Genomic DNA, 21,145 nt, shown 5'->3' on the forward strand with positions numbered 1-21,145 from the left:
TGAGCGGTGCGTGGTGAGGTACAGGGCCAAGGGGTGCCGGGCGGCGGGTCAGGCGAGAACATCGATACGTCCCCTGGTCTGGTCGGGTTGGGTCGGGTCCGCTAGCGGGTCCGCGGCGTCGGCGCCGATCGGCGGGGACCGCAGCCACTGGTCGGGTGCACCGGATTCCCGGCGGCGGTCCTGGGCTCCGCGCGGATCTCCGCCGAGCGCCGCGTTGCCCTGGCCGGGCTGGTCGGCGGCGGGGCGGTCCTGCCGGCCCGACGAGCCGGCATCGCCGGGCTGGCTGCGCGTGGAGACGTCGAGGCTCGCCGACAGTGCGCCGCCGGCCAGGTCGCGGCGCAGGTCGGGCAGGATGAGCCGCAGGGCGTCCCGCGCGACGTCGGTGGGGGCGAAGAGCTCCAGACGGATGCCAGTGGCGCTGATCTGCGCCCGCACCAGGACCGGCCCGAGCTCATCGGGGGTGACGCTGATCGACATGGTGTGTTCGCCGGGTCCGGCAGCCGCCAGGGTGAACAGCGGACGGGCCACCTGGCTCGCCAGCGGCGCCGGAACGGCAGGACCGGTCGAGGGCGGCAGCGCCGGGGCACCGGCGGTTGAGCCGTTGACGGGTACCGCGGCCACCGGCCCGGAGGCGGCCGCCAGAGTGAGGCCGGCCGCTGGTGCCTCAGCGCCAGCGGGTTCGTCTGTAGCCGCACCGGGCGTCCGGGGCGACCCCACGGCACCGGCGGCGCCGGCGGCAGTCTCGGTCGCCGCAATCGCCGTCGTGCCAGCACCGGTGACTGCAGTCGCCGTCGCGGCAGGGCCGGTCGTTGCGGTGCCGGTCGCTGCAGTGCCGGTCGCGGCAGCCGCGGTGCCGGCAGAGGCGGTCGCGGCAGGGGCGGTCGCGGCAGGGGCGGTCGCGTCGGTGGTTGTCGCGTCGGTGACTGTCGCGTCAGTGGTGGTCGGAGCAGTGTCGGTCGCTGCGGCCGCGGTCAACGAGGTCCCGTTCGCGGCAGGGGTGGTCTCGGCAATGATGGTCGCGGCAGCGGCGGTCGCGGCACTAGGGGTCGCGGCAGTGGCGGCCGTTGCGGTCGCGATCAACGCGGCCCCGTCCGCGGCGGTGCCGTTCGCGGCAGTTCCGTTCGCGGCAGTTCCGTTCGCGGCAGTTTCGTCCGCGGCAGTGCCGTTCGCCGCGGTGCCGATCGGGGCGATGCTGGTGTCGGTGCTCCCGGTAGTAGCGGGTGCTGCGTGCCCGGTGGCGGCGGTTCCCGCCGGCTGGCCCAAGGCCGGTGCCATCGGCGCAGCGGGGCCGGCTCCGGATCCGACACCGGCATCCCCCGCTCCGACCGGGGCGACGATGCCGGGGCCGATCGGGGTGGCGCCGGGATCGGCAGGTGAAGCCGACGCTTGGCTCATCCCGCCCGGCAGGGCTCCGGCCACGGCCGAACCTGATCCCGGCTGAGGTGACGCGACGATTGCGGAAGATACCGACGGCGACCCTGTGGGAAGGGACGCGGCAGGCGCAGACGCGAAGGGTTCGTCGTTGAGTTCAGCGTCGTCGCCGGGTTCAGTGTCGCTGAGTTCGGTGCGGCTCGCGGATGCGGTTGTGGTGGGTGAGGGCCGGGTGGGCACGGGCCTGCTGAGCGCGGTGCCACCGCTGGAAGGAACACCGCTACGGACAGCTCCCCCGGGCCCAGCACCGCCGGGGCCTGCAGAAGCTACGCGACGTGCCCCAACCGATCCGGCGCCGGATTCCGGACCGGACGCGGCACCGCGCAACGCTCCCGCGAACGCGTCGGCGCCGACGGCGGGATCCGGCTGGGAACCGCGGGACCCGCGACCGGGGGCGACCCCGGGCGCTCCCGGGGAACGAGGGAACTGCGTGGGCGCGGTCACGAGAGCAATCCAGACAGGGACAGTGCCGAAGCGGACGAGGAGCCGGTGGACGCGCTGCCGTTGGACGCGGCGCCGTTGAACATCGACGCGAATGCCGCCGTGAGCAGGTCGGTGGAGCTCGATGCCACGCTGGCGGTGGCCGCCTGATCGGGGATCACCCGGCGGATGGTGGTGATCTCGGAATCGTCCATGTAGGCATCCACCTTGCTGACCGTGCGCCCCTCGTATGGCGCGTGGATCACCTGGTTGTTGCCGGCGTAGATCAGGATGTGGTCGCCGCCGCCGGTGACGATGAGGTCACCGGGCTTGGCCTCGGCCAGCGACGCCACCTCGGTGCCGATGGTCATCTGCCCGGACACCAGACGGGGCACCTCGATGCCGAGGTCGGCGTAGACGCGTTGCACGAGACCCGAGCAGTCCATTCCGGTGCTGTCCTCGCCGCCGAAGACGTATGGCACGCCCAGGTACTTCTCGGCCGCCGCGACGACGCCGGCACCGGTCGCTCCCGAGCCGGCTGCGCCGGTGGTCGGGGCTGTCGTGCCGGTGGCCGCGGCGAGGGCATCGGCGAAGCTGGTCGCGGAGACTGACGACCCGGCCCCACTGCCGGCCGTGACGCTCGTCGCTCCGGTACCGCCGGCGACAAGGTCGTTGAGCTGCACCAGCCTGGCCTGAATCTCGCCCATCCGGCCGAGCGCTTCCACCATCGTCATCGCTTCTCCCCCGTTGGTGCCCCGGTGCCCGACGAAGCGGTGCCGGCTCGTTCGTCGCCCAGCCGTCGGTGCCAGCCGGTCGACGCTATCTCGTCGATGATGGTCTGTTCGGCGTGCAGGTCTTCGGCCGCGGCCAGGTCGCCGTGGCGCCCCTCGAGCTTCTCCAGGCTCACGGCGGCGGACTTCCTCGACTCGAATTCGCGTTGCGCGTCGACGACGCCCTGCTGGGCGACCGCGTCGAGGGCCGCGAGTTCAGCCAGCATGCTGCGGGATGACGCCCGGGCGGCGGCGATCGCGTAAAGGGTGTCGGCGCCGGTGGCGCTGATCGGCAGGTGCTCCAGCGCGGCACGGGTCTCGTCGATGCGGGTCGCGGCGGCCCGTAGCCGTGCATTGGCGACGGCGAGGTCGCCCGCGGCCTGGTCCTGCTGCAGGTGGCGCAGGCGCAGCAGGCCGGCGAGAGAGAACTGGCGGGTCATCGGGCACCGCCCAGCAGCCGGGCCAGCGCGGCGAGTCTGTCCCAGGCCTCGGCGGCCGGGGTGTGCTCGTCCATCCGCTGCTGCAGGAACGCGGTGATGGCGGCGTCGTGCTCCACGGCGGCGTCGACCAACGGGTTGGTGCCGCGGCGATAGGCGCCAACGTCGAGCAGGTCCTGTGCGGCGCGCCGGGCGGCGAGCACCGCACGCAGGGTGCCGGCCACGGCGGCCTGCTCAGGCGTCGTCACCCGTGAGGCCACCCTGGAGATCGAGGCGAGGGCGTCGACAGAGGGAAAATGGCCGAGCACGGCAAGTTTGCGGTCGAGCACCACGTGGCCGTCGAGGATGGACCGGGCGGCGTCGGCGATGGGTTCGTTGTGGTCGTCGCCGTCGACGAGCACAGTGTAGATGCCGGTGATGGAGCCGGCCTGGTCGGTGCCGGCCCGTTCGAGCAGGCGGGCGAGCAGTGAGAACGTCGACGGCGGGTAGCCGCGAGTGGCGGGCGGCTCGCCCACCGACAGTCCGATCTCCCGCTGGGCCATCGCCACCCGGGTCAGCGAGTCCATCATCAGCATCACGTCGGCACCCCGGTCGCGGAACGACTCGGCGATGCGGGTGGCGACGAACGCGGCCCGCAGGCGCATCATGGCCGGCTCGTCCGAGGTCGACACGACGACGATCGACCTGGCCAGTCCCTCGGCGCCGAGGTCGTCCTCGAGAAACTCGCGCACCTCGCGCCCGCGCTCGCCCACCAGGGCGATCACCGACACTTCGGCATCGGTGCCGCGGGCGATCATCGACAGCAGCGACGACTTGCCCACGCCGGAACCGGCGAACAGGCCCATCCGCTGGCCCTTGCCCACGGTGGTGAGGGTGTCGAGCACCCGTACCCCCAGCTGCAAGGGCGACTGGATGCGCGACCTCGCCATGGCGGACGGGCTGGCGTGATCAAGGGGCACCCGCTGCTCCACGACGAGTGGTCCCTTGCCGTCGATGGGACGGCCGAGCCCGTCGATCACCCGGCCCAGCAGGCCGGAACCGGTCGGGACGAGGAAGCCGGTGCCGCCGCCACCGGCACGCACGGGGTCGCCGACCCGGATGCCGGTGAGCCTGGCCAACGGCATGCAGCGCATGCCATCGGGGGTGGTGGCCACGACTTCGGCGTCAACGCCCCCGGCACCGGTGCCTGCCTGCGATCCGGGTCCGCCGATCACGACGAGGTCGCCGATGGCGCCGTTCAGCCCGCGCACGTCCACGCTCAGGCCCACGATCGACGCGACCACGCCCACCCGCTCCGGGCGGGCCGCCGCCAGGGCTCTGGCCAGGCGGTCGGTGCTGTCCGGCCTAGTGAGGGTCATGACACGCCTCCGGCCAACGCCGCCCTTGCCCGCTGCAGGGCACTGCCGATGCGGGCGTCGAGGTAGCCGTCGGGAAACTCGCTGACGGCGTCGCCGCGGGACAGGCTCGCATCCGCCACCAGGGTGACGCCAGACCCGGCCAGCGCGGAGCCGTCGAGTGCGGAGCCGTCGAGGGCAGCGAGGTCGTGCGGGTTCAGCCGCACAGTGTGACCGAGAGACCCCGCTGCCCCGTCGGCCCGGGTGCGAGCCAGCGCCGAGCGCACCGCGGTCGCCTCGTCGGCGAGAGCGTGGCCGATGATCGCCTCGGCCAGGTCGATGGCGGCGCCGAGCAGGGTGTCTTCGACGTCGTGGAGCACCGGCACGGTACGGGTCTCGAGCGCGCGGACCACGGCGTTGAGCACCTCCAACGTGCGGTCGCGCTGCCGGCCGGCGGCCTGCATCAGCTCGGCATGCTCGGCCTCGAGCGTGGCCACCCGCGCGTCGACGGCCGCCGCCGCCGCCCGCAGTCCCTCGGCGTACCCGGCGGCGTGGCCTCTGGCCTGCCACTGGCGCTCGACCCTTGTGCGGTCGTCATCGCGTCCGATATTCCCCCCGGCGTCGGCGAGGGTGGGAAAGACCAGCGCCGAGAAGTCGGCATCCGGAACCCCAGCGCCGGTGCGTGCCGCGCTAAACAACGAAGTCATCCTCGTCGGCACGCTGCACGGTGATCGCGCCCTGGGCGGCCAGGTCGCGGATCGACCGCACGATGGTGGCGCGGGCCTCTTCCACCTGCGAGACCCGCACCGGTCCGAGGCCGGTGACCTCGTCGTTGAGGATCTCGCGGTTCCGCTCGGAGAGGTTGCGCTGGATGATGTCGACGACCAGCTCGGTGGACCCCTTCATGGCCACGGCCAGCACGGCGGCGTCGATGCCGCGCAGCACCAGCTGCACATCGCGGTTTTCCAGCTTGATGATGTCGGCGAAGGTGAGCATGCGGGAGCGCACCTCTTCGGCGAGCACCGGGTCGCGTTCATCCAGCGCCTCGAGCAGGGCCCGTTCGGTGTTGATGTCGGCGCGGTTGATGATCTCCACCAGCGGTTGCACACCGCCGACGACCTCGGCGGAGTCCCGCGACGCGGCGACGGCTCCGATGCGTTTCTTGAGGATGTCGGTGACCACCCGCACGGCCTCCGGCGTGGCCGGCCCTGTGGAGGCGATGCACTGGGCGACATCGGTGCGTACCGGGCCGTCCAGCCCGGAGAGGATCGCGGAGGCGTGTTCCGGACGCAGGTGGGCGAGCACCAGGGCGATGGTCTGCGGCAGTTCGCCGTCGAGAAGCGCGAGCACCTGCATCGAGTCGACGGTGTCGAGGAACTCGAATGCCTTGCCGGCCATGGAGGTCGCCACCCGGCTCATCACGCCGGCCGCCCGCTCGGCGCCGAAAGACTTCTCCAGCAGTCCGACCGCGACGGCGTGACCGCCGCGCGGGTTGCGGGCGCCGATGGTGGTGAGTTCGTGGAACTCGGCTACGGCGCTGTCCATGACCGACGCGTCGACCCGGCGCAGCTGCACGATTTCGGCGATGATCTCGGCCGCCTCGACCTCGGAGAACTGCTTCATCACCTCTGACGCGCGTTGCTGGTCCATGGTCATCAGGACCACGGCCACCTTCTGGGTGCCGGTCAGGCCGGTCTTGGCGTCCATCATGCGGGCTGCCGATCGTCCATCAGACCGCGCAGCATCTCGGCCGCCATCTGCGGGTCACGCAGGGCAAGGGCGTCGATGTCGGCCACCCGCTGGTCGCCGCCGCTGGGCAGGGCACCGCCGCCGGCGACCGGGTAGACCTCGGTGGGCGTGGAGTCGATGAACAGTGGCGCCATCTGCGGCGGCAACGACAACGGCACCGTCGGCGCATCCAGCGCAGACCGCGCCTGCACCAGGTCACTCAGCTCGATGGCCTTGCGGCTCTGCCGGCGTGAGCGCCTGGCATAGAGGATCAGCCCGAGCACAAAAGCGATCACGGTGCCAGCCACGATCAGCCCCACCTGCAGGATGCCGGCATTGCGGGCGGCCTCTTCGGCCGCGGCGGCCTCGGCCAGCGCCGCAGCCGCGGCGTCGGCGCCGGCGGCGTTGAAGCTCACGACCTCCACGGTCACGGCGTCTCCCCTGGCTACGTCGATGCCGGCGGCGGAGGACACCAGGCTGGTCAGGTCGGTCACGTTGAGGTCTTCGGCGACCGCGGCGTTCACCGCCACCGACACCGTCTGCCGGTTGATCTCCCCTGCGGGCACCGTGCGCGTTTCGGTGACCTTGTTGATGGCGTTGTTACGGGTGGTGTCCTCGCTGGTGAAGGTGCCGTCCGCCGTGGTCTCGGCCGGCACGGCGATGTTGTCGGGTCCGAGCACACCGGCCGCGGCATCCCCGGCACCGGAGTAGGACTCTGTCGTCACGGCCTCGTTGAGCGCCGGGGCGTTCTCGGGAACCGCGAAGGTCTCCTCCACGACCTGGGCGCTCTGGTTGCTCATATTTGCGGCGACCACGACGGTGGCGTTGCCGGGTCCCACGACCTTGTCGAGCATGGCCTGCACCGAACCGCGCACCCGTTCCTCGTAGTCGCCGGCCTGCTGGCCGGCCGACCCCGTGGCCCCGACGCCCACGGCGGAGAGCACGACGCCGGCCGCGTCGATGACCGCGACATCCGTGGGCTTCATGCCGTCGATGGAGGCGCTGGTGAGGTGCACGATGGCCTGCACCTGCTCGGCGTTCAGGGTGACGCCGTTCCGGGTGCCCACGAAGACGGATGCGGTGGGATCATTGGTCTCCTCGGTGAACACCGTGGCCTCGGGGATCGCCAGCCGCACCGAAGCGGTCTGCACACCCTTCATGGCCTCGATGGTCGCGGCGAGTTCGCCCTCGAGGGCCCGCTTGTAGGTGACCGACTGCTGGAACTCGGAGGCGGTGACCCCCATGGTGTCCAGCAGCGAGTAGCCTCCGGTGCTCGACGTCGGCAGGCCGGCGGCGGCGGATTTGAGCCGCTGGTCGTAGACGTCGGCCTCCGGCACCAGGATGGTCGCTCCCCCGTCGCTCAGCTCGTAGGCGACACCGTCGGTGCGCAGCTGCTCCACGATGGTGTTGGCGTCGGAGCCGCTCAGTCCCGAGTACAGCGGGGTGTACGCCGGTTGGGTGGCCCACATCGTGAGCGCGGCCGTGCCCAGGGCGAGCACGGCGACCCCGATGATGGCCATGGTGCGCTGGGCGACGGTGAATTCGCGGACGGCGTTGCCCAGGCGACGGAACACCGAGGTGATCTGAGCGGGCATCAGGCCTGCATTCTCATGATGTCGTTGAACGCTTCGACGCCCTTGTTGCGCACGGCAGCGACGAGCTCAAGGGTGACCGCGGCGCGTGAAGACGCGATGGTGGCGGTGTGGATGTCGTCGAGGTCACCCGTCACGGCCTGGATGGCGTAGCTGTTGGAGGTGGACTGCAGCTGCTGGAGGTTGTTCACCGCGCCGGTGAGGGCGCTGGCGAAGCCGGTGTCAGAGGATTCGGTGGCGCCCGTGGCCGTGCTGGCGGGCAGGTACGACGTGGCGCTGACGGCGGGCACGGAGCCGATGGCGGGGATGGTCATCAGTTGCGTCCGATCTGCAGGGCGGCTTCGTAAGAGGTCTTGGCGCGGTCGATGACGGCGGCGTTGGCCTGGTAGCCGCGCTGGGCCATGATCAGCTCGCCCATTTGCTCGGCCATGTCGATGTCGGGGCGGCGCACGTAGCCGTCGGCATCCGCGATGGGGTTGTCGGGTTCGTAGACGAGCAGGCCCTCGGCGTCGCCCAGCGCGGCGCCGGCCACGTAGGCACCCGAGACGCCCTCACCCTCCTGGGCGACGATGTACCGGGCCTGGAAGGCATCCCCGGAGGTGGCGGTCGCGGTGTTGGCGTTGGCGATGTTGTCGGCGACGGCGTCGAGCCACTTGCGGTGCAGGGTGAGACCGGTGCCGGCGATGCCGAGAGCGTCGAGGCCCATCAGCTGGTCCGGAGCGCTGCGCGCATGCTCGAGTCGGCGCCCGCCACGGCCTGGGCGGCGAACTGGTAGCGCAGCACGGTGTCGATGTTCGAGACCGTTTCGGTGTCGAGGTTCACGTTGTTGCCGTCGAGTCTGGTCGGCTCCAGCGAGCGTGCGGTGCTGGCCGCGGTGTGGCCGTCGCCGTCCCGCACCGACTGGGAGAGGGCGTCCTCGAACGAGACCCGCTGGGCCTGGTAGCCGGGGGTGTTCACGTTCGCGATGTTGTTCGCGATGGTGCGCTGGCGCAGGGCCAGTCCGTCCAGGGCGCTGGTCAGCGCCGCGGTGGTCACGGATTCAATCACGCAGGGGCCCGATTCGTCGTCAATGTTCCGGACGGCCGATCCGTGGCCTGTGATGAGCAATCCGTGCTCATCCGTAGCTATCGGCCGTCGACGAGCGTTCGTTAGGACGTTTCGGGATATTTGTCAGGGAATCTGTCAGAAATTCTGCCGGGTCAGCCCGCGATATCCAGATAGACCGGCTGGTCGGAGAGGTGGGTGGAGAGGATGGTGCGCACGGCGGCCAGGTGGGCGCCGGCGGAGCGGCGGGCATCCTCGATCTCGCGGATCAGTTCGAGCTGGCCGGTGAGCAGCACCCGCGCCCGTTCCTCGAGTTCGCGCGGGAGCTGGCCGATGTGTTCGGGGGCACGCCACTGCACCCCGGTCACGAGTTGGCCGCCCTGGGCGGAGAGCACGGCGTCCCGGGCACCGCTGCCCAGGCTGGTCTCCAGCTCGTCGAGCACCTGCAGCCATTCGGCGTTGCTGGTGCGCGGCTCCCCCGGCGCGGCGAGGCCCGAACGAGTGCTGTGGGGCCGGGCGCTGCTGGAGTGGACCTCAGGCGACTCCACGGTAGCCCTCTCCGCTCGCCGCGGTCGGCGTCGCCGGCAACGCAGCGGCCGCTTCGTGCCAGGCCTGACGCAGCGGCTCGAGCAGAACGATGCTCTCCCGGGTGCGGGCAACGTCACGGTGGATGTTCGCACCGATCAGCGCGTTCGAGACGTAGGTGTAGATGGCGAGCAGCCCGTCGGCTCCGTCCCACGCGGTGACGTTGAGCGAGGTGGTGAGTTCGTCGACGATGGCCTGCGCGTGCAGCAGGTTCTCGGAGGCGATCGGCCAGTTCTCGCCGTCCTGGGCGGCCTCGGCGCGGTCCAGGTCGAGCATCAGCCTGTCGTAGAGCATGGTGAGCAGGCGCACCGGCGTGGCCGACAGCACGGCCTCACGGTTGAGCTGGGCGCGTTTGCCCTGTGCGGCGGCCAGCTGGGCCGCCGAAGGCTGGGCTGACTGCTGTGGCATCGAAAGCTGGTGGGGTGGGAACAGTGCGGTGGTCATCAGCTGGAGCTCCCTGTGTAGGTATCGGGTAGTGAATTGATCTGCGAGGTGAGCCAGGAGGACTGCGTTTTCAGCTCACCCAGCCTGGATTCCATGGCCGTGTAGACCCGTTCGAGCGAGGTGCGTTTGGCCGTGAGCCTCAGGTCCCAGTCGCTGATCTCCAGGCCCATCGTGCGCACCTGGGACTGCTGGCTGGTGATGGTGGTGGTGAGGGTGCCGTCGTATTTGTTCGATGCCGTCGCCGCGGCCGACGCGACCCGGCCGGAGATCTCCTGCACGGTTTTCATCACGCCGGCCGGGTCCTTGGCCAGGGCAGCGGCGAACTTCTCGGCGTCGAATTCCAGGGTGCCGCTCTTGGTGATGCTGATGCCGATCTCCGACGGGGAGCGCCCGTCCACGGGCATCGACGCGGCGGTGAGCAGGTTCTGGTTGACCGTGCGGATGGTGCCGTCGCCGGCGAAGAGCCCGGCGGTGGTGACGCTCTTACCTGTGGAGTCTGTCGTGGTCGACACGGCCGACCGGTTGGTGATGACGGCGAAGATGTCGTTGAGGCCGCTGACCAGGCCGCCGGCGATCTTGGTGATGGCGGCGTCGTCCCGTGTCACGGTGAGCGTGACCGGTGTGGTGGAGACCGCTTGGACGGTCACATCCAGGCCGGGCAGCAGGTTGGTGAAGGTGTTGCTGCCCGAGGTGATCGTCTGTTCGGCCGTGGTGCCGGCCCACAGCGTGACCTGGGCATCCTGGGCGGCCTTGACCTGGGTGGTCGGGACCGTGCCGCCGGTGAGAGTGAAAGACGCGGCGGCGCCGGGGGCGGCACTGCTGAACTGCACGCGGAAGCCGTCGGCGCCCACGGCGACCTTGGTGGCGGTGATGCCGAGCCCGGCCGCGTTGACGGCGGTCACGACGTCGTCGAGCGATGTGGAGGCCGGGGTGAGCACGGTGGCTTTTCCGGCCGCGTCGGTGAGGGTGAGGGTGGCGTCGGGCCAGGCGGTGAGCGGCCCGGTGACGGTGACCTGGTTCTGCGCGAGCCGGCCGACGGTGATGTCGAGCACGCCGGCGGCGGCGCCGGTGCTCGTGGTCGCGGTGACCTGGCTGGAACTGCTGGTGGCGGTGTAGAGGTCGTAGCTGGCGGGTTTGGCGGCCTTGGTGGCGGCGTCGTTGAGAGCGGCGACCTGGGTGTTCAGGCCCTGCACGGCGGTGGTGTAGTTCTGGGCGGCGGAGACCTTGCCCTTGAGCAGGGTCTGCGGGATCGCCTCGACCGCGATGAGGTTGTTGATCAGGGTCGTGGTGTCCTGGCCGCTGATCAGGCCATCGATGGAGAGTCCCATGGCGCCGTGTCCGTTCCGTTGTCTGCGGGTGTGCGAGTGGCCGGCGGCCCGCTCGGTCTGAGGTCCAGGTCAGATCGTGCGTGCCACCGGCCGATTCCCGGTCAGTCGACTCTGCGGCTTTTGGGCCGGTCGGTCGGTCAGTCCGTGATTTAGCGCAGCAGCGAGAGAACGCCCTGGTTGGACTGGTTCGCCTGCGCGAGCATGGCGGTACCGGCCTGCGACAGGATGCTGGAGCGGGTGTACTTGACCATTTCCTCGGCCATGTCGGTGTCGCGGATACGCGAACCGGCTGCGGTGAGGTTCTCCTTGGAGACGGCGAGGTTGCGGATGACGCTCTCGAACCGGTTCTGGTCGGCACCGAGCGAGGCGCGCGAGGTGGACACAGCGGTGATGTGGCCGTCGATCGTGTTGATCGTCGCGAGTGCCGCTGCGGAGTCGGCGAAGCCGGCTGTCGCGAGTCCGGAGACGGCGGTTCCGATGGCGGAAACGTCGGTGAGCTTGACGTCGATCTGGTCGGCTGCGGCGGTGCCACCGGCGCCGATCTGGAACGTCAGGTCGGTGGTCGCAGCCGCCGTGTTGAGCAGCTTGGTGCCGTTGAAGTTGGTCGACTCGCTGATGCGGGTCAGCTCCAGGCCCAGCGCCGTGACCTCGGTGGCGATGGCGTCGCGGGACTTGGCGTTGTTCGAGCCGTTACCGGCCTGAACGGCGAGGTCACGAACGCGCTGCAGAATGGTCTGCACCTCGCTCAAAGAACCTTCAGCGGTCTGGATGACCGAGACGGCGTCCTGGGCGTTGCGGCTGGCGACCGTGAGGCCACCGACCTGCGACTTCAGTCCCTCGGAGATGGCCAGACCGGCCGCGTCATCGCCTGCGCGGTTGATGCGGAGGCCGCTGGAGAGGCGTTCGAGCGACTTGGCCATGTCGGTCTGGGTCGAAGCCAGGTTGCGGTAGGTGTTGTTCGCCGCGAGGTTGGTGTTGATCTGCATACCCATGATGTGTTCCTCCGTGATTGGGTGGTGTGCGCCGGCCCATCCATGGGCTGACACTGAGACCTATCGGCCCCACCCCGCGGCGCGTTAGCCGTTGCTGGAGAAAAGTTCGCGGCTGTCGAGCGTGACCGCCTCCGCGTTGGCGATATCGGTGACGCCGGCCAACCCGTCGACCGTGTAAGCCATGGGAGCGGCGGGGGCCGCGGAGAGGACGGGAACTGCGGCCGGCATCCTGTCGTGCGCCAGGCGGGCCATGCCGAGCATCGCCTGGTCGGCCATCCGCGATAGGTAGGCGCTGCGGCGAGCCGGCGCCACGGTGGACTCCGGTACGAAGTCGGCCTCCGCGTCGTCCGCGTAGTGGGTGCCCAGGCCGTCACGCAACAACCGGATGGCCTCCGAGCGTTGCTGGGACACGGCGGAGTGGGTGATGCCGAGGCTAGCTGCGATCTCCTTGACCGAGCGGTCCTCGAAGTAGACCTGCTCGATGATCAGCCGCATCCGCTCGGGCAGCGCAGACACGCCCGCTCGCAGGTAGGCGAGTCGCTCGGCAGACAGCAGGGACTCCTCGGGGAGCACGGTGTCGGCGACGAGGAACTCGGCGGTGCTGTCGTCGAGGGTGCTCAGCGTGCGCTCGGAGTCGGCCAGGCCGGCCAGAGCGGTCTCGCGGTCCACGCCGAGCGCGGAGGCGATCTCGTCGACGGTGGCGCTGCGGCCGAGCGCGGAGGCGAGGGTCTCCTGCACCTGGCGGGTGTCCTTGATGCGGCGGCGGGCCATCCGGGTGGCCCAGTCGTTGGAGCGCATCTCGTCGGCGAAGGCGCCGATGATGCGGCGGCGGGCGAAGGCGCCGAACGGCACGCCCAGGTCCGGGTCGAACGCGTCCGCGGAGGTGATCAGGGCCAGAGAGCCGGCCGAGGCCAGGTCGTCGCGGGAGAGGTGGCGAGCCTTGGCCCAGACTTCGGAGACGAGATAGCCGACGAGGGGCAGGTTGTCGACGACAAGCCGGTTACGTTCCGAACGGTTCAACGGTTGCCCTCCTGGTTGGTGCCGGCGTTGTTCTCGCTGACGGTGAGCGCAAGGCTGGTTCTGCGTTTCACTGCCGGGTAAGCACGCGTGGGGGGTGACGTCGTATCAAGAGCGCAAACAGCCCGCCGGAACAGGGGTTCGGGTCCCGTTTCGGTGTGTTTTCGCCTAGCTATTACGGTAACAACCGCGCTTGTTGATTCTGGCGTAGGCGTGCCCCCAGAACGGGGCTTACGGTGTCCTCTCTTTAGAGGACTCGGCCACCGGAAATCGGGTCTTGCGTGCGCGGTGTGACCAGAATGCCGCTAACCAACCGGGAGAACCGGCCGATAGTACCCCCGAACGAGCATGGGCTCGTACGATGGACCATCGGGTTTTCAACAGCGGGAGGGCAGTGACGACATGGGCGCCAATGAACTGTCCGCCCTGCTGTGGCGCGAACGTGAACTGCTCGAACTGCTCGTTTTCAAGCTCGACGAGGAACAGCTGTTGCTCAGCGCCGGCCGCACGCGCTGGATTCAGCACGCCACCCGCGAGGTGGAGCAGGTACTCGAGCTGGTGCGCGAGGCCGGCCTGGGCCGATCGGTCGAGGTGGCCGCGGTCGCCCAGGAGTGGGGCACCTCACCGGACGCCACGCTGAGCGAACTGGTCCAGCAGGCGCCCGCCGGCCCGTGGGGCGACATCCTCACCGCGCATTTGACGGCCATGACCGAGCTGATCGCGCAGATCCGCAGCCTGCGGGACGTGAACGAGCAGTTCCTGCGTTCGGCCGCGCGTTACACCCAGGAATCCCTGGCCGGCGTCGACGCGCAGGCCACCACCTACGATTCCCGCGGTGCCTCCGGGGCTCAGAGCGCCGGTGCCCGACTCTTCGACCAGAGCCTGTGAGACTTCCGCGATGACTCCACCACTGAGGACCCCATGAGCACATTCGGCGGGTTGAACACCGCATACTCCGGACTCGTCGCGGCACGCGCCGGGCTCGACGTGGTGGGGCAGAACATCGCCAACGTCAACACCGAGGGCTACACCCGCCAGCGGGTGACGACCTCCGCCACCAACGCCGCAGCGCGGGCCGGCCTCGTCGCCTGGGGCGCGACCCCCGGCACAGGAGTATCCGTCGACGGCATCGCGCGCCTGGGTAGTGCCACCCTGGATGCCAAGGTTCGGGCGACCGCCGCGACCGCCGGCTACACCGCCGTGCGCGCCAATGCCCTCGGCTCGGTCGAGAACTCGCTCAAGGAACCCGGCGTCAACGGGCTTTCCCACCAGCTGCAGGAATTCTGGGCGGCCTGGCAGGATCTGGCCAACGGGGCCGACCCCGCCGCATCCGCCGGGCTGCTGCTCGGCGAGGCCGGCCAGCTCACCAGCCAGATCACCGCCGGATACCGCGCCGTGACCGACGAATGGGCCGTTGTACGCGGCAGCGCCGATGCGCTGGTCACCGAGGTCAACGGGGCCGCGGCGCAGGTGGGCGAGCTCAACGGCATCATCCGCCAGACCCTCGCCTCCGGCGGGTCGGCCAACGAACTCATCGACAAGCGTGACGCGCTCACCGCCACGATCTCCGCCATCACCGGGGCCAGCGTGCGCCCCCAGGCCAACGGCACCGTAGACGTCCTGATCGGCGGAAACCCCCTGGTATCCGGTACCGACGTGCAGACCCTGGCGGTCGTCGGTCCCACGACCATGCCCACTGCATCCGATGCCACCAACGCGGTGCGCGTGGTCTGGACCCACCGCCCCGAAACCGTCGGGATCGATGGCGGCGAACTTGCTGGCGCACTCTCTCTGCTGGGACCCGCGGATTCGGCCGGTACCGGCGGCGCGCTTGCCCAGGCCGCGGCTTCGTACAACGGATTCGCAGTGCATCTGGCCGACACCGTCAACGGTATCCACCTGGACGGGGTCACCAGCACCGGAGAACCCGGCGGGAAGTTCTTCGAGTACGTCAACGGCAATGCCGCCGCATCGCTGAGAGTGGTACCCACGAATGCCGACGAGATCGCCGCTGGCGCCGTCGGTGCCGGGGCAGCCAACGGCGCCAACGCCGACAAGATCGCCCAGCTCGGTACCACGCACGCGGTGGACAAGGATGGGCTCCCGGTCTCCTCCCCCAACTCGGTCTGGTCCGAATTCGTCACCAGGCTCGGCGTCGCCACCGGCATCGAACTCGCCCAGGCATCGTCGGCGAACCTGTCGGCCACCGCCGCGGTCACCCTGCAGCTGTCCAACTCCTCGGTCGACATCGACGAGGAGAACGTCAACCTGCTGACCTTCCAACACGCCTACCAGGGCGCCGCCCGGGTGATGACGGCCGTGGACGAGATGCTCGACACCCTGATCAACCGCACCGGACTGGTGGGAAGGTAGCCGATGATCCCCCGCGTGACCAGCCAGACCCAGATGCGCGCTGCCCAGGCCAATCTGCAGGCCAGCGCCCAGCGCCTGGCCCAGCTGCAGGAGCAGTCCTCTTCGCTGAAGACCATCAGCCGGGCCTCCGACGACCCCGCCCGCGCCGCCAACGCCCTCGCGGTGCGTGCCGAGCAGCGTGCCACCGCCCAGTACACCCGCAACGCCGACAACGGCAACGGCTGGCTGACCGCGCTGGACACCGCGCTCGGCGCGAGCACCACCATCCTGAACCGGGTGCGCGACCTCACCGTTCAGGGCGCGAACGCCGGCACCATGTCGCCGGCTGCCAGGGAAGCCATCGCCCTGCAGATCGACGGCCTCAAACAGGACCTGCTCAGCCAGGCCAACGCGACGCACCTCGGCCGCACCGTCTTCGCCGGCAATTCCGACACCGGCGTAGCGTTCACCGACGCTGGCGTGCACAGCGGCGGATCCACCCCCGGGGTCGACCGGCGCGTAGGCGCCGATAGCACGGTGCGGGTGGATGCCGACGGCGCCGCCGTCTTCGGCAGTGGCCCCGACTCGATCTTCGCCCTGCTCGCGACGGTCTCGGATGCCTTGCGCAACTCGCCGGCGACGGTGTCGAGCCATCTGGGCGCCATCGACACCGCCCTGAACAGGGTTATCGCCGCCAACTCCGACGTCGGCGCCCGGCAGACCCGCATCGAAAGCGCCACCGCCGCACTGGCCACCCAGAAGGGCACCCTCGAGGCACAGCGGGTACAGCTCGAGGATGCCGACCTGGCGACGGTGATCCTCGACCTCAAGCTGCAGGAGGTCGCCTACCAGTCCGCCCTCGCCGTCACCGCCCGCGTGATTCAACCGACCCTGATGGACTTCCTTTCATGACCGCCACCCTGAGCTTCCTCTCCCCGCCGCCCGGACTGGCCCCGCTGACCGACTTCCAGCTGCGCGAGATCACCGGCGCCGCCGGACTGTTCGCCCTGCAGTCAGCCATCGACGAGCACACCCGGCTGTTCGTGCTCGACGCGTCGGTGTACCTGCCGGACTACGCGCCCGTGATCTCCGACGAGCACGCCAGGGCCCTCGACCTCGCCGCACCAGAGCAGGCGATGGTCCTGGTGGTGACCAACCCGGGCGAGACCGGCACGACCGTGAACCTGATGGCTCCCATCGTGGTGAACGCCGACACCGGCCGGTGCGCCCAGATCATCCTGGACGGCCAGGATTGGCCGCTCCGCGCCGAACTCACCCCACGCGCCGCGCCGCAGGACCTGCAGGACCCTGCCATCTAGAACGAGCGCCGTCGGGATAGGCTCGGCAACGTTTCAATAGCTGGGGGACGCGTGCACACTGGGATCGGGGCAACATCGCCCGACGCATCAGCGACCCCGCCGTCCCAACGAACGCCGTCCCGACAGACGCCGTCCCGCCCGGGCGCCTCCCGCCCCAATGCCACCCGCACCGTCACGATCCGTACGACAGCGCCGGCCGAGGCCCCGCAACCCCGCCCGAGGCCACCGGCCCGGCCGCCGGCCAGGCACCCGGCCGCGCCGCCGTCCACCCGCCGGCGGGACATCCAGGGGCTCCGCGCCCTCGCGGTCATCGCCGTCATCTTCGACCACGTGCTCCACTGGCCCGCCGGCGGTTTTGTCGGCGTCGACATCTTCTTCGTCATCTCGGGTTTTCTCATCACGGGCATCCTGCTGCGCGAACACGAGCGCACCGGGCGTATCTCGCTCCGGTCCTTCTACGGCAGTCGGCTCCGCCGCCTCCTCCCGTCCGCGGCCGTGGTGCTCGTCGCCACCGGCGCGATCGGCTCCGTCCTGTTCAACCAGACCCGGGCGATGTCCACCCTGTGGGACGCCGGCGCGTCGTTCCTCTTCGTCGCCAACTGGCGGTTCACCGCCCTCGGCACCGACTACTTCAGTGCCCTCGCACCGGCCTCGGCGGTGCAGCACTACTGGTCGCTCTCGGTGGAGGAACAGTTCTACCTCGTCTGGCCGTGGCTGATGGTTTTGATGCTGCTCGTATTTGCCCGGGGATCCCGCACGCCAGGTCGCGGCCGGCGCGCCGTCGGCATCCTCGCGGCCGTCGTCGTCGCGGCATCCTTCGCCTACGCCGTCTGGGACAGCGCAACGAATCCGACAGTCGCGTACTTCTCGACGTTCTCCAGGGCTTGGGAGCTCGGCATCGGCGCGATCCTGGCCGTCGCCGCACCGCTCGCCGCACGGATGCCCGTCGCCTGGCGAGTCGTACTCGGCTGGGCCGGCCTGGCCGGCATCGTCGCATCGTTCATCGTGGTCACGGGGGACATCGCCTTCCCCGGCCCGGGTGCCGCCCTCCCCGTGCTGGCGACGGCGCTCGTGCTCGCAGCCGGTATCGGCGGCCCGCAGCGCACCCTGCTCCCGCTCACCAACCCGGTCAGCGTGTACCTCGGCAACATCTCCTACTCGCTGTACCTCTGGCACTTCCCGATCTTCGTCTTTCTCAGCATGCTGCTTCCCGCCCAGAGTATGCAGACGACCCTGATCATCCTCGGCACGATCCTCGCCCTCTCGGTTACGTCGTACTACCTTGTTGAACAGCCGTTCCACCACTCCCCCTGGCTTCGCAGCCGCCGCCCGGCCGGTGAGCGCCGCGACGCCTGGCACAGCTGGCGAGAGGCCTTCGGCAGCCAGTTCATCCTGTCGTCGATGGGCGTCCTCGTCATCGTGATCGTCGTCGTTGTGTCATTCCAGCCCGCCGGCGGGCGGGCGACGACCGAGGCGCCCTCGGTCGCAGGCGCCGACTCCGCCGTGAACCCCGACGTGGCGTTGCAGGCCGAGCTGGCCGCCGCCGTGGCCGCGACCGCCTGGCCGGGCAACCTGTCCCCCTCCCTCGACGACGCCATGGCACGGACCTCGAACGACAACCCCGCACGCGACTGCTTCGACATCGGCGACACCCCCGACTTCGGCCGCTGCACCTGGGGTGCCGACAGCGCCCCCAACCACATGTACCTCGTCGGCGACTCCGAAGCACTCTCCTACGCCCCCGCGTTCAAGGCCATCGCCGAAGCCAGCGACGGACGGTGGAAGATCACCACCATCGGGCTCTACGGCTGCCGGTTCACCGAGGTGCTGGTCGCCAACGAGGGTGCCGGGGTGATGGACGCCTGCCCGCAACGCAAACTCGACATCAGCGAACGGATCGTCGCGGACGCCCCGCAGCTGGTGGTGGTGGCCAACGCCTTCGCCGAGGGGCAAGACGCCAACCGGTCACCGCTGTCGGTCGAGAGCCTGGTCGCATCGACCCTCGCCGAAACGGCCGGCTACAACGCCGCCGGGAAGATCGTCCACCTCGCGCCCCCACCGCTCGGGGCAGAGCTCGGCCGGTGCTACTCGGCGGTATCCAGTCCCCAGGACTGCAACGTCGGGGTCGGATCGGTCTGGCAGCAGTTCGCCGCAGCACTGTCGGCCCCGTCTGCGACCGGTGACCACTTTGTCAGTTCGCTGCCTTTCAGCTGCTCGGCGGGCATCTGCCCCGCTTTCGCCGGAACCCTCCCGACCAAGTACGACACCGTGCACCTGACCCCCGCGTACGCGGTACACGTGGCCCCGTCCATCCGCGACGCCCTCACCGCCCTGGGCGTCATCTGACCCGGCGTGCCGCAATCCGGTCGTGTGGCCGCGCTCTCAACGCCGGTATAGTCGGTCCTGGCACCAGCGTTGGTGCCGGCGACCTCACCCCGCGACAGCCGTGGGCTCCGACAGCTCCCGGCTGAGGACGCACCTCCAGCCCCTCGACCAGTGTCGAGGTTGCCGCCGCGCCATCAAGCGCCGCGGATGAGCTCCAAAAGGTCTTCCATGGGTGACAATTCCGCACTGCGATCGATCGAACGGTCCTTCGTCGCCTCCTCCCCGGTCCGCTCGCTGCTGCGCCTGTTGATCCCCCACCGCGGCCGACTCTCCCTGGCCACCGTGGCATTTCTCATCAAGGACAGCCCGGCCTGGCTGCTGCCGCCGATCACCGCGGCGGTCATCGACATCGTCGTGGACCGCGGTCCCCTGCCGCAGCTGTGGTTCTGGGCGGCCTGCGCCCTGGCACTGCTGAGCCTGAATTACCCGTTCCACATGATCTTCGTGCGGCTGTCCAGCCGGGCGATCCGGTCGATGGCCGTGGATGTGCGCAACGCCCTGGCCGAGCGCCTCCAACGGCTGTCGATCGGCTTCCACAACCGGCAGAGCGCCTCGATCGTGCACACCAAGGTGGTGCGGGATGTCGAGAGCATCGAGATGATGATGCAGCAGGCCCTGCCCACCTTCCTCTCCGCCCTGTTCACCCTTACCGGCGCGGTGGTGCTGACCGCCCTCACCGTGCCCGCCTTCGTCGGAGTCTTCGCCGTCACCGTGCCCCTGGCCGTGCTGCTCATCGGCTACATCCGATCGCGGGCCGCCGACCGCAACGAGAACTTCCGGCACGAGGTGGAACGATTCTCGGCCGGTGTGGGCGAGATGGCGGCGCTGATCCCCATCACCCGCGGGCACGGCCTCGAACGCGTCGCCACCCGTCGTGTCGCCGGCCAGGCCGAGAACGTGCGCGCGGCCGGGCAGGCACTGGACACCCTCAACGGCCGGTTCGGGGCGCTCTCCTGGTTGTCGTACCAGGCGCTCGGCGTGATCTGCCTGATCGGCGCATCCGCGGCATCGATCACCCGGGTCATCGCCATCAGCCCGGGCGAGGTTGTGCTGCTCAGCACCTACTTCACGGTGCTCACCGGCGGCATCGTGGCCCTGCTCAATGTGACGCCGATCTTCACCCGCGGCATCGACTCCATTCGGTCGATCGCCGAGGTGATGGAGGAGCCCGACGTGGAGGTGAACGAGGGCAAGCAGCTCGTGACCGCGGTTGCCGGCCGGATCGACCTTGAGGGCGTGGGCTTCAGCTACGAGGATGACCGGCCCGCCCTGCGGGACATCTCCCTGTCGATCCGGGCCGGCGAGACCATCGCGCTGGTCGGCCCGTCCGGGTCGGGCAAGTCGACCCTGCTCAACCTGGTCCTCGGCTTCGTGCGGCCCAGCACCGGGCGGCTGCTGCTGGACGGCGTCGACGCCGCCACCCTCGACCTGCGCAGCGCCCGGTTCTTCGTCTCCGTCGTGCCGCAGGAATCGGTGCTGTTCGAGGGCACCATCCGCGACAACGTCGCCTACGGACTGACCGGCGTCAGCGACGAAGCCGTGCTGGCCGCCCTGGCCGGCGCCAACGCGCTGGACATCCTCGCCGGCCAGGGCGCCGGCCTGGACTCCGTGGTCGGCGACCGGGGCGCCCGGCTCTCCGGCGGCCAGCGCCAGCGCCTCGCTATCGCCAGGGCCCTGGTACGTGACCCGCGCATCCTCGTGCTCGACGAACCCACCAGCGCCCTCGACTCCGTGTCCGAGGAGAAGGTCAAGGATGCCCTCAGCACCCTTTTCCGCGATCGCACGACGATCATCGCGGCGCACCGGCTGTCCACCATCCGTGAGGCCGACCGGATCGTCTACATCGAGGCCGGCCGCATCGTCGAACTCGGCAGCCACGACGAACTGATGGCGCTCGGCGGCCGGTACTCGGCCATCGTCCTGCACCAGAACTCCTGACAGAACCCAGCCACCCGCATTCGCCCCTC

Annotated in this window: 21 protein-coding genes; 6 read left to right on the forward strand and 15 right to left on the reverse strand. The window is 70.0% G+C overall.

Translation table 11 applies throughout. The features are described from left to right. Positions 1-48: 48 nt before the first annotated feature. From E3O60_RS18650 to E3O60_RS09375, 15 genes are all read right to left on the reverse strand, one after another. Positions 49-1,611 (reverse strand): flagellar hook-length control protein FliK, encoded by a 1,563-nt coding sequence (locus E3O60_RS18650; protein ID WP_134497868.1) that lies wholly within the window; start codon positions 1,609-1,611, stop codon positions 49-51. A gap of 260 nt (positions 1,612-1,871) precedes the next feature. Continuing rightward, positions 1,872-2,585 (reverse strand): C40 family peptidase, encoded by a 714-nt coding sequence (locus E3O60_RS09310; RefSeq protein ID WP_088455998.1) that lies wholly within the window; start codon positions 2,583-2,585, stop codon positions 1,872-1,874. Further along, entirely contained in the window at positions 2,582-3,061 is a 480-nt protein-coding gene (locus E3O60_RS09315; protein WP_088455997.1) for a hypothetical protein, read from the reverse strand. The genes E3O60_RS09310 and E3O60_RS09315 overlap by 4 nt, the downstream gene beginning before the upstream one ends. Beyond that, entirely contained in the window at positions 3,058-4,416 is a 1,359-nt protein-coding gene (locus E3O60_RS09320; RefSeq protein WP_088455996.1) for a FliI/YscN family ATPase, read from the reverse strand. The genes E3O60_RS09315 and E3O60_RS09320 overlap by 4 nt, the downstream gene beginning before the upstream one ends. Next, the gene (locus E3O60_RS09325; protein ID WP_133160361.1) at positions 4,413-5,099 is read right to left on the reverse strand and encodes a FliH/SctL family protein; all 687 of its coding nucleotides are present in this window, start codon (positions 5,097-5,099) and stop codon (positions 4,413-4,415) included. Before E3O60_RS09325 ends, E3O60_RS09320 begins: the two co-directional genes overlap by 4 nt. Continuing rightward, positions 5,083-6,102 carry a flagellar motor switch protein FliG gene (gene fliG, locus E3O60_RS09330; protein WP_370289794.1) on the reverse strand — a complete coding sequence of 340 codons (1,020 nt, stop codon included), beginning with the start codon at positions 6,100-6,102 and terminating at the stop codon, positions 5,083-5,085. The genes E3O60_RS09325 and fliG overlap by 17 nt, the downstream gene beginning before the upstream one ends. Next, positions 6,099-7,715 (reverse strand): flagellar basal-body MS-ring/collar protein FliF, encoded by a 1,617-nt coding sequence (fliF, locus tag E3O60_RS09335; RefSeq protein ID WP_103461892.1) that lies wholly within the window; start codon positions 7,713-7,715, stop codon positions 6,099-6,101. Before fliF ends, fliG begins: the two co-directional genes overlap by 4 nt. Next, complete coding sequence (fliE, locus tag E3O60_RS09340) at positions 7,715-8,026, reverse strand: flagellar hook-basal body complex protein FliE (protein ID WP_103461893.1); 312 nt, start codon at positions 8,024-8,026, stop codon at positions 7,715-7,717. The genes fliF and fliE overlap by 1 nt, the downstream gene beginning before the upstream one ends. Continuing rightward, positions 8,026-8,418 (reverse strand): flagellar basal body rod protein FlgC, encoded by a 393-nt coding sequence (locus E3O60_RS09345; RefSeq protein ID WP_088455991.1) that lies wholly within the window; start codon positions 8,416-8,418, stop codon positions 8,026-8,028. The genes fliE and E3O60_RS09345 overlap by 1 nt, the downstream gene beginning before the upstream one ends. After that, a complete protein-coding gene (locus tag E3O60_RS09350; RefSeq protein ID WP_134497870.1) occupies positions 8,418-8,759 on the reverse strand; it encodes a flagellar basal body protein in 342 nt (113 codons plus the stop codon). Before E3O60_RS09350 ends, E3O60_RS09345 begins: the two co-directional genes overlap by 1 nt. Before the next feature lie 152 nt (positions 8,760-8,911). Continuing rightward, the gene (locus E3O60_RS18490; protein WP_088455990.1) at positions 8,912-9,304 is read right to left on the reverse strand and encodes a hypothetical protein; all 393 of its coding nucleotides are present in this window, start codon (positions 9,302-9,304) and stop codon (positions 8,912-8,914) included. Further along, on the reverse strand, positions 9,291-9,749 hold the full coding sequence (gene fliS / locus E3O60_RS09360; RefSeq protein ID WP_103461940.1) for a flagellar export chaperone FliS: 459 nt from the start codon (positions 9,747-9,749) through the stop codon (positions 9,291-9,293). The genes E3O60_RS18490 and fliS overlap by 14 nt, the downstream gene beginning before the upstream one ends. A 35-nt stretch (positions 9,750-9,784) precedes the next feature. Next, complete coding sequence (gene fliD, locus E3O60_RS09365; RefSeq protein WP_134497872.1) at positions 9,785-11,113, reverse strand: flagellar filament capping protein FliD; 1,329 nt, start codon at positions 11,111-11,113, stop codon at positions 9,785-9,787. A 149-nt stretch (positions 11,114-11,262) separates the two neighbouring features. Beyond that, positions 11,263-12,105, reverse strand: coding sequence for a flagellin (locus E3O60_RS09370; protein WP_088455988.1), 843 nt, complete (start codon positions 12,103-12,105; stop codon positions 11,263-11,265). 84 nt (positions 12,106-12,189) lie between these two features. Continuing rightward, the gene (locus E3O60_RS09375; protein WP_134497874.1) at positions 12,190-13,125 is read right to left on the reverse strand and encodes a sigma-70 family RNA polymerase sigma factor; all 936 of its coding nucleotides are present in this window, start codon (positions 13,123-13,125) and stop codon (positions 12,190-12,192) included. A gap of 399 nt (positions 13,126-13,524) precedes the next feature. On the opposite strand from E3O60_RS09375, the gene E3O60_RS09380 reads away from it, so the two are divergent. From E3O60_RS09380 to E3O60_RS09405, 6 genes are all read left to right on the forward strand, one after another. Next, positions 13,525-14,010, forward strand: coding sequence for a flagellar protein FlgN (locus E3O60_RS09380; protein ID WP_088457965.1), 486 nt, complete (start codon positions 13,525-13,527; stop codon positions 14,008-14,010). Between the two features lie 33 nt (positions 14,011-14,043). After that, on the forward strand, positions 14,044-15,495 hold the full coding sequence (flgK, locus tag E3O60_RS09385) for a flagellar hook-associated protein FlgK (protein WP_088455986.1): 1,452 nt from the start codon (positions 14,044-14,046) through the stop codon (positions 15,493-15,495). Positions 15,496-15,510: 15 nt separating this feature from the next. After that, positions 15,511-16,386, forward strand: a complete 876-nt coding sequence (locus E3O60_RS09390; RefSeq protein WP_240632440.1) for a flagellin — start codon at positions 15,511-15,513, stop codon at positions 16,384-16,386. Beyond that, positions 16,383-16,793 carry a flagellar assembly protein FliW gene (locus tag E3O60_RS09395; protein ID WP_134497876.1) on the forward strand — a complete coding sequence of 137 codons (411 nt, stop codon included), beginning with the start codon at positions 16,383-16,385 and terminating at the stop codon, positions 16,791-16,793. The genes E3O60_RS09390 and E3O60_RS09395 overlap by 4 nt, the downstream gene beginning before the upstream one ends. Before the next feature lie 51 nt (positions 16,794-16,844). Further along, positions 16,845-19,139: an acyltransferase family protein gene (locus tag E3O60_RS18980; protein ID WP_255455312.1), complete on the forward strand. Its 2,295-nt coding sequence runs from the start codon at positions 16,845-16,847 to the stop codon at positions 19,137-19,139. Between the two features lie 207 nt (positions 19,140-19,346). Beyond that, positions 19,347-21,116: an ABC transporter ATP-binding protein gene (locus E3O60_RS09405; protein WP_088455983.1), complete on the forward strand. Its 1,770-nt coding sequence runs from the start codon at positions 19,347-19,349 to the stop codon at positions 21,114-21,116. Positions 21,117-21,145 lie beyond the last annotated feature (29 nt).

Source organism: Cryobacterium sp. TMB1-7, from assembly GCF_004402435.1.
Classification (GTDB): Bacteria; Actinomycetota; Actinomycetes; order Actinomycetales; family Microbacteriaceae; genus Cryobacterium; species Cryobacterium zongtaii.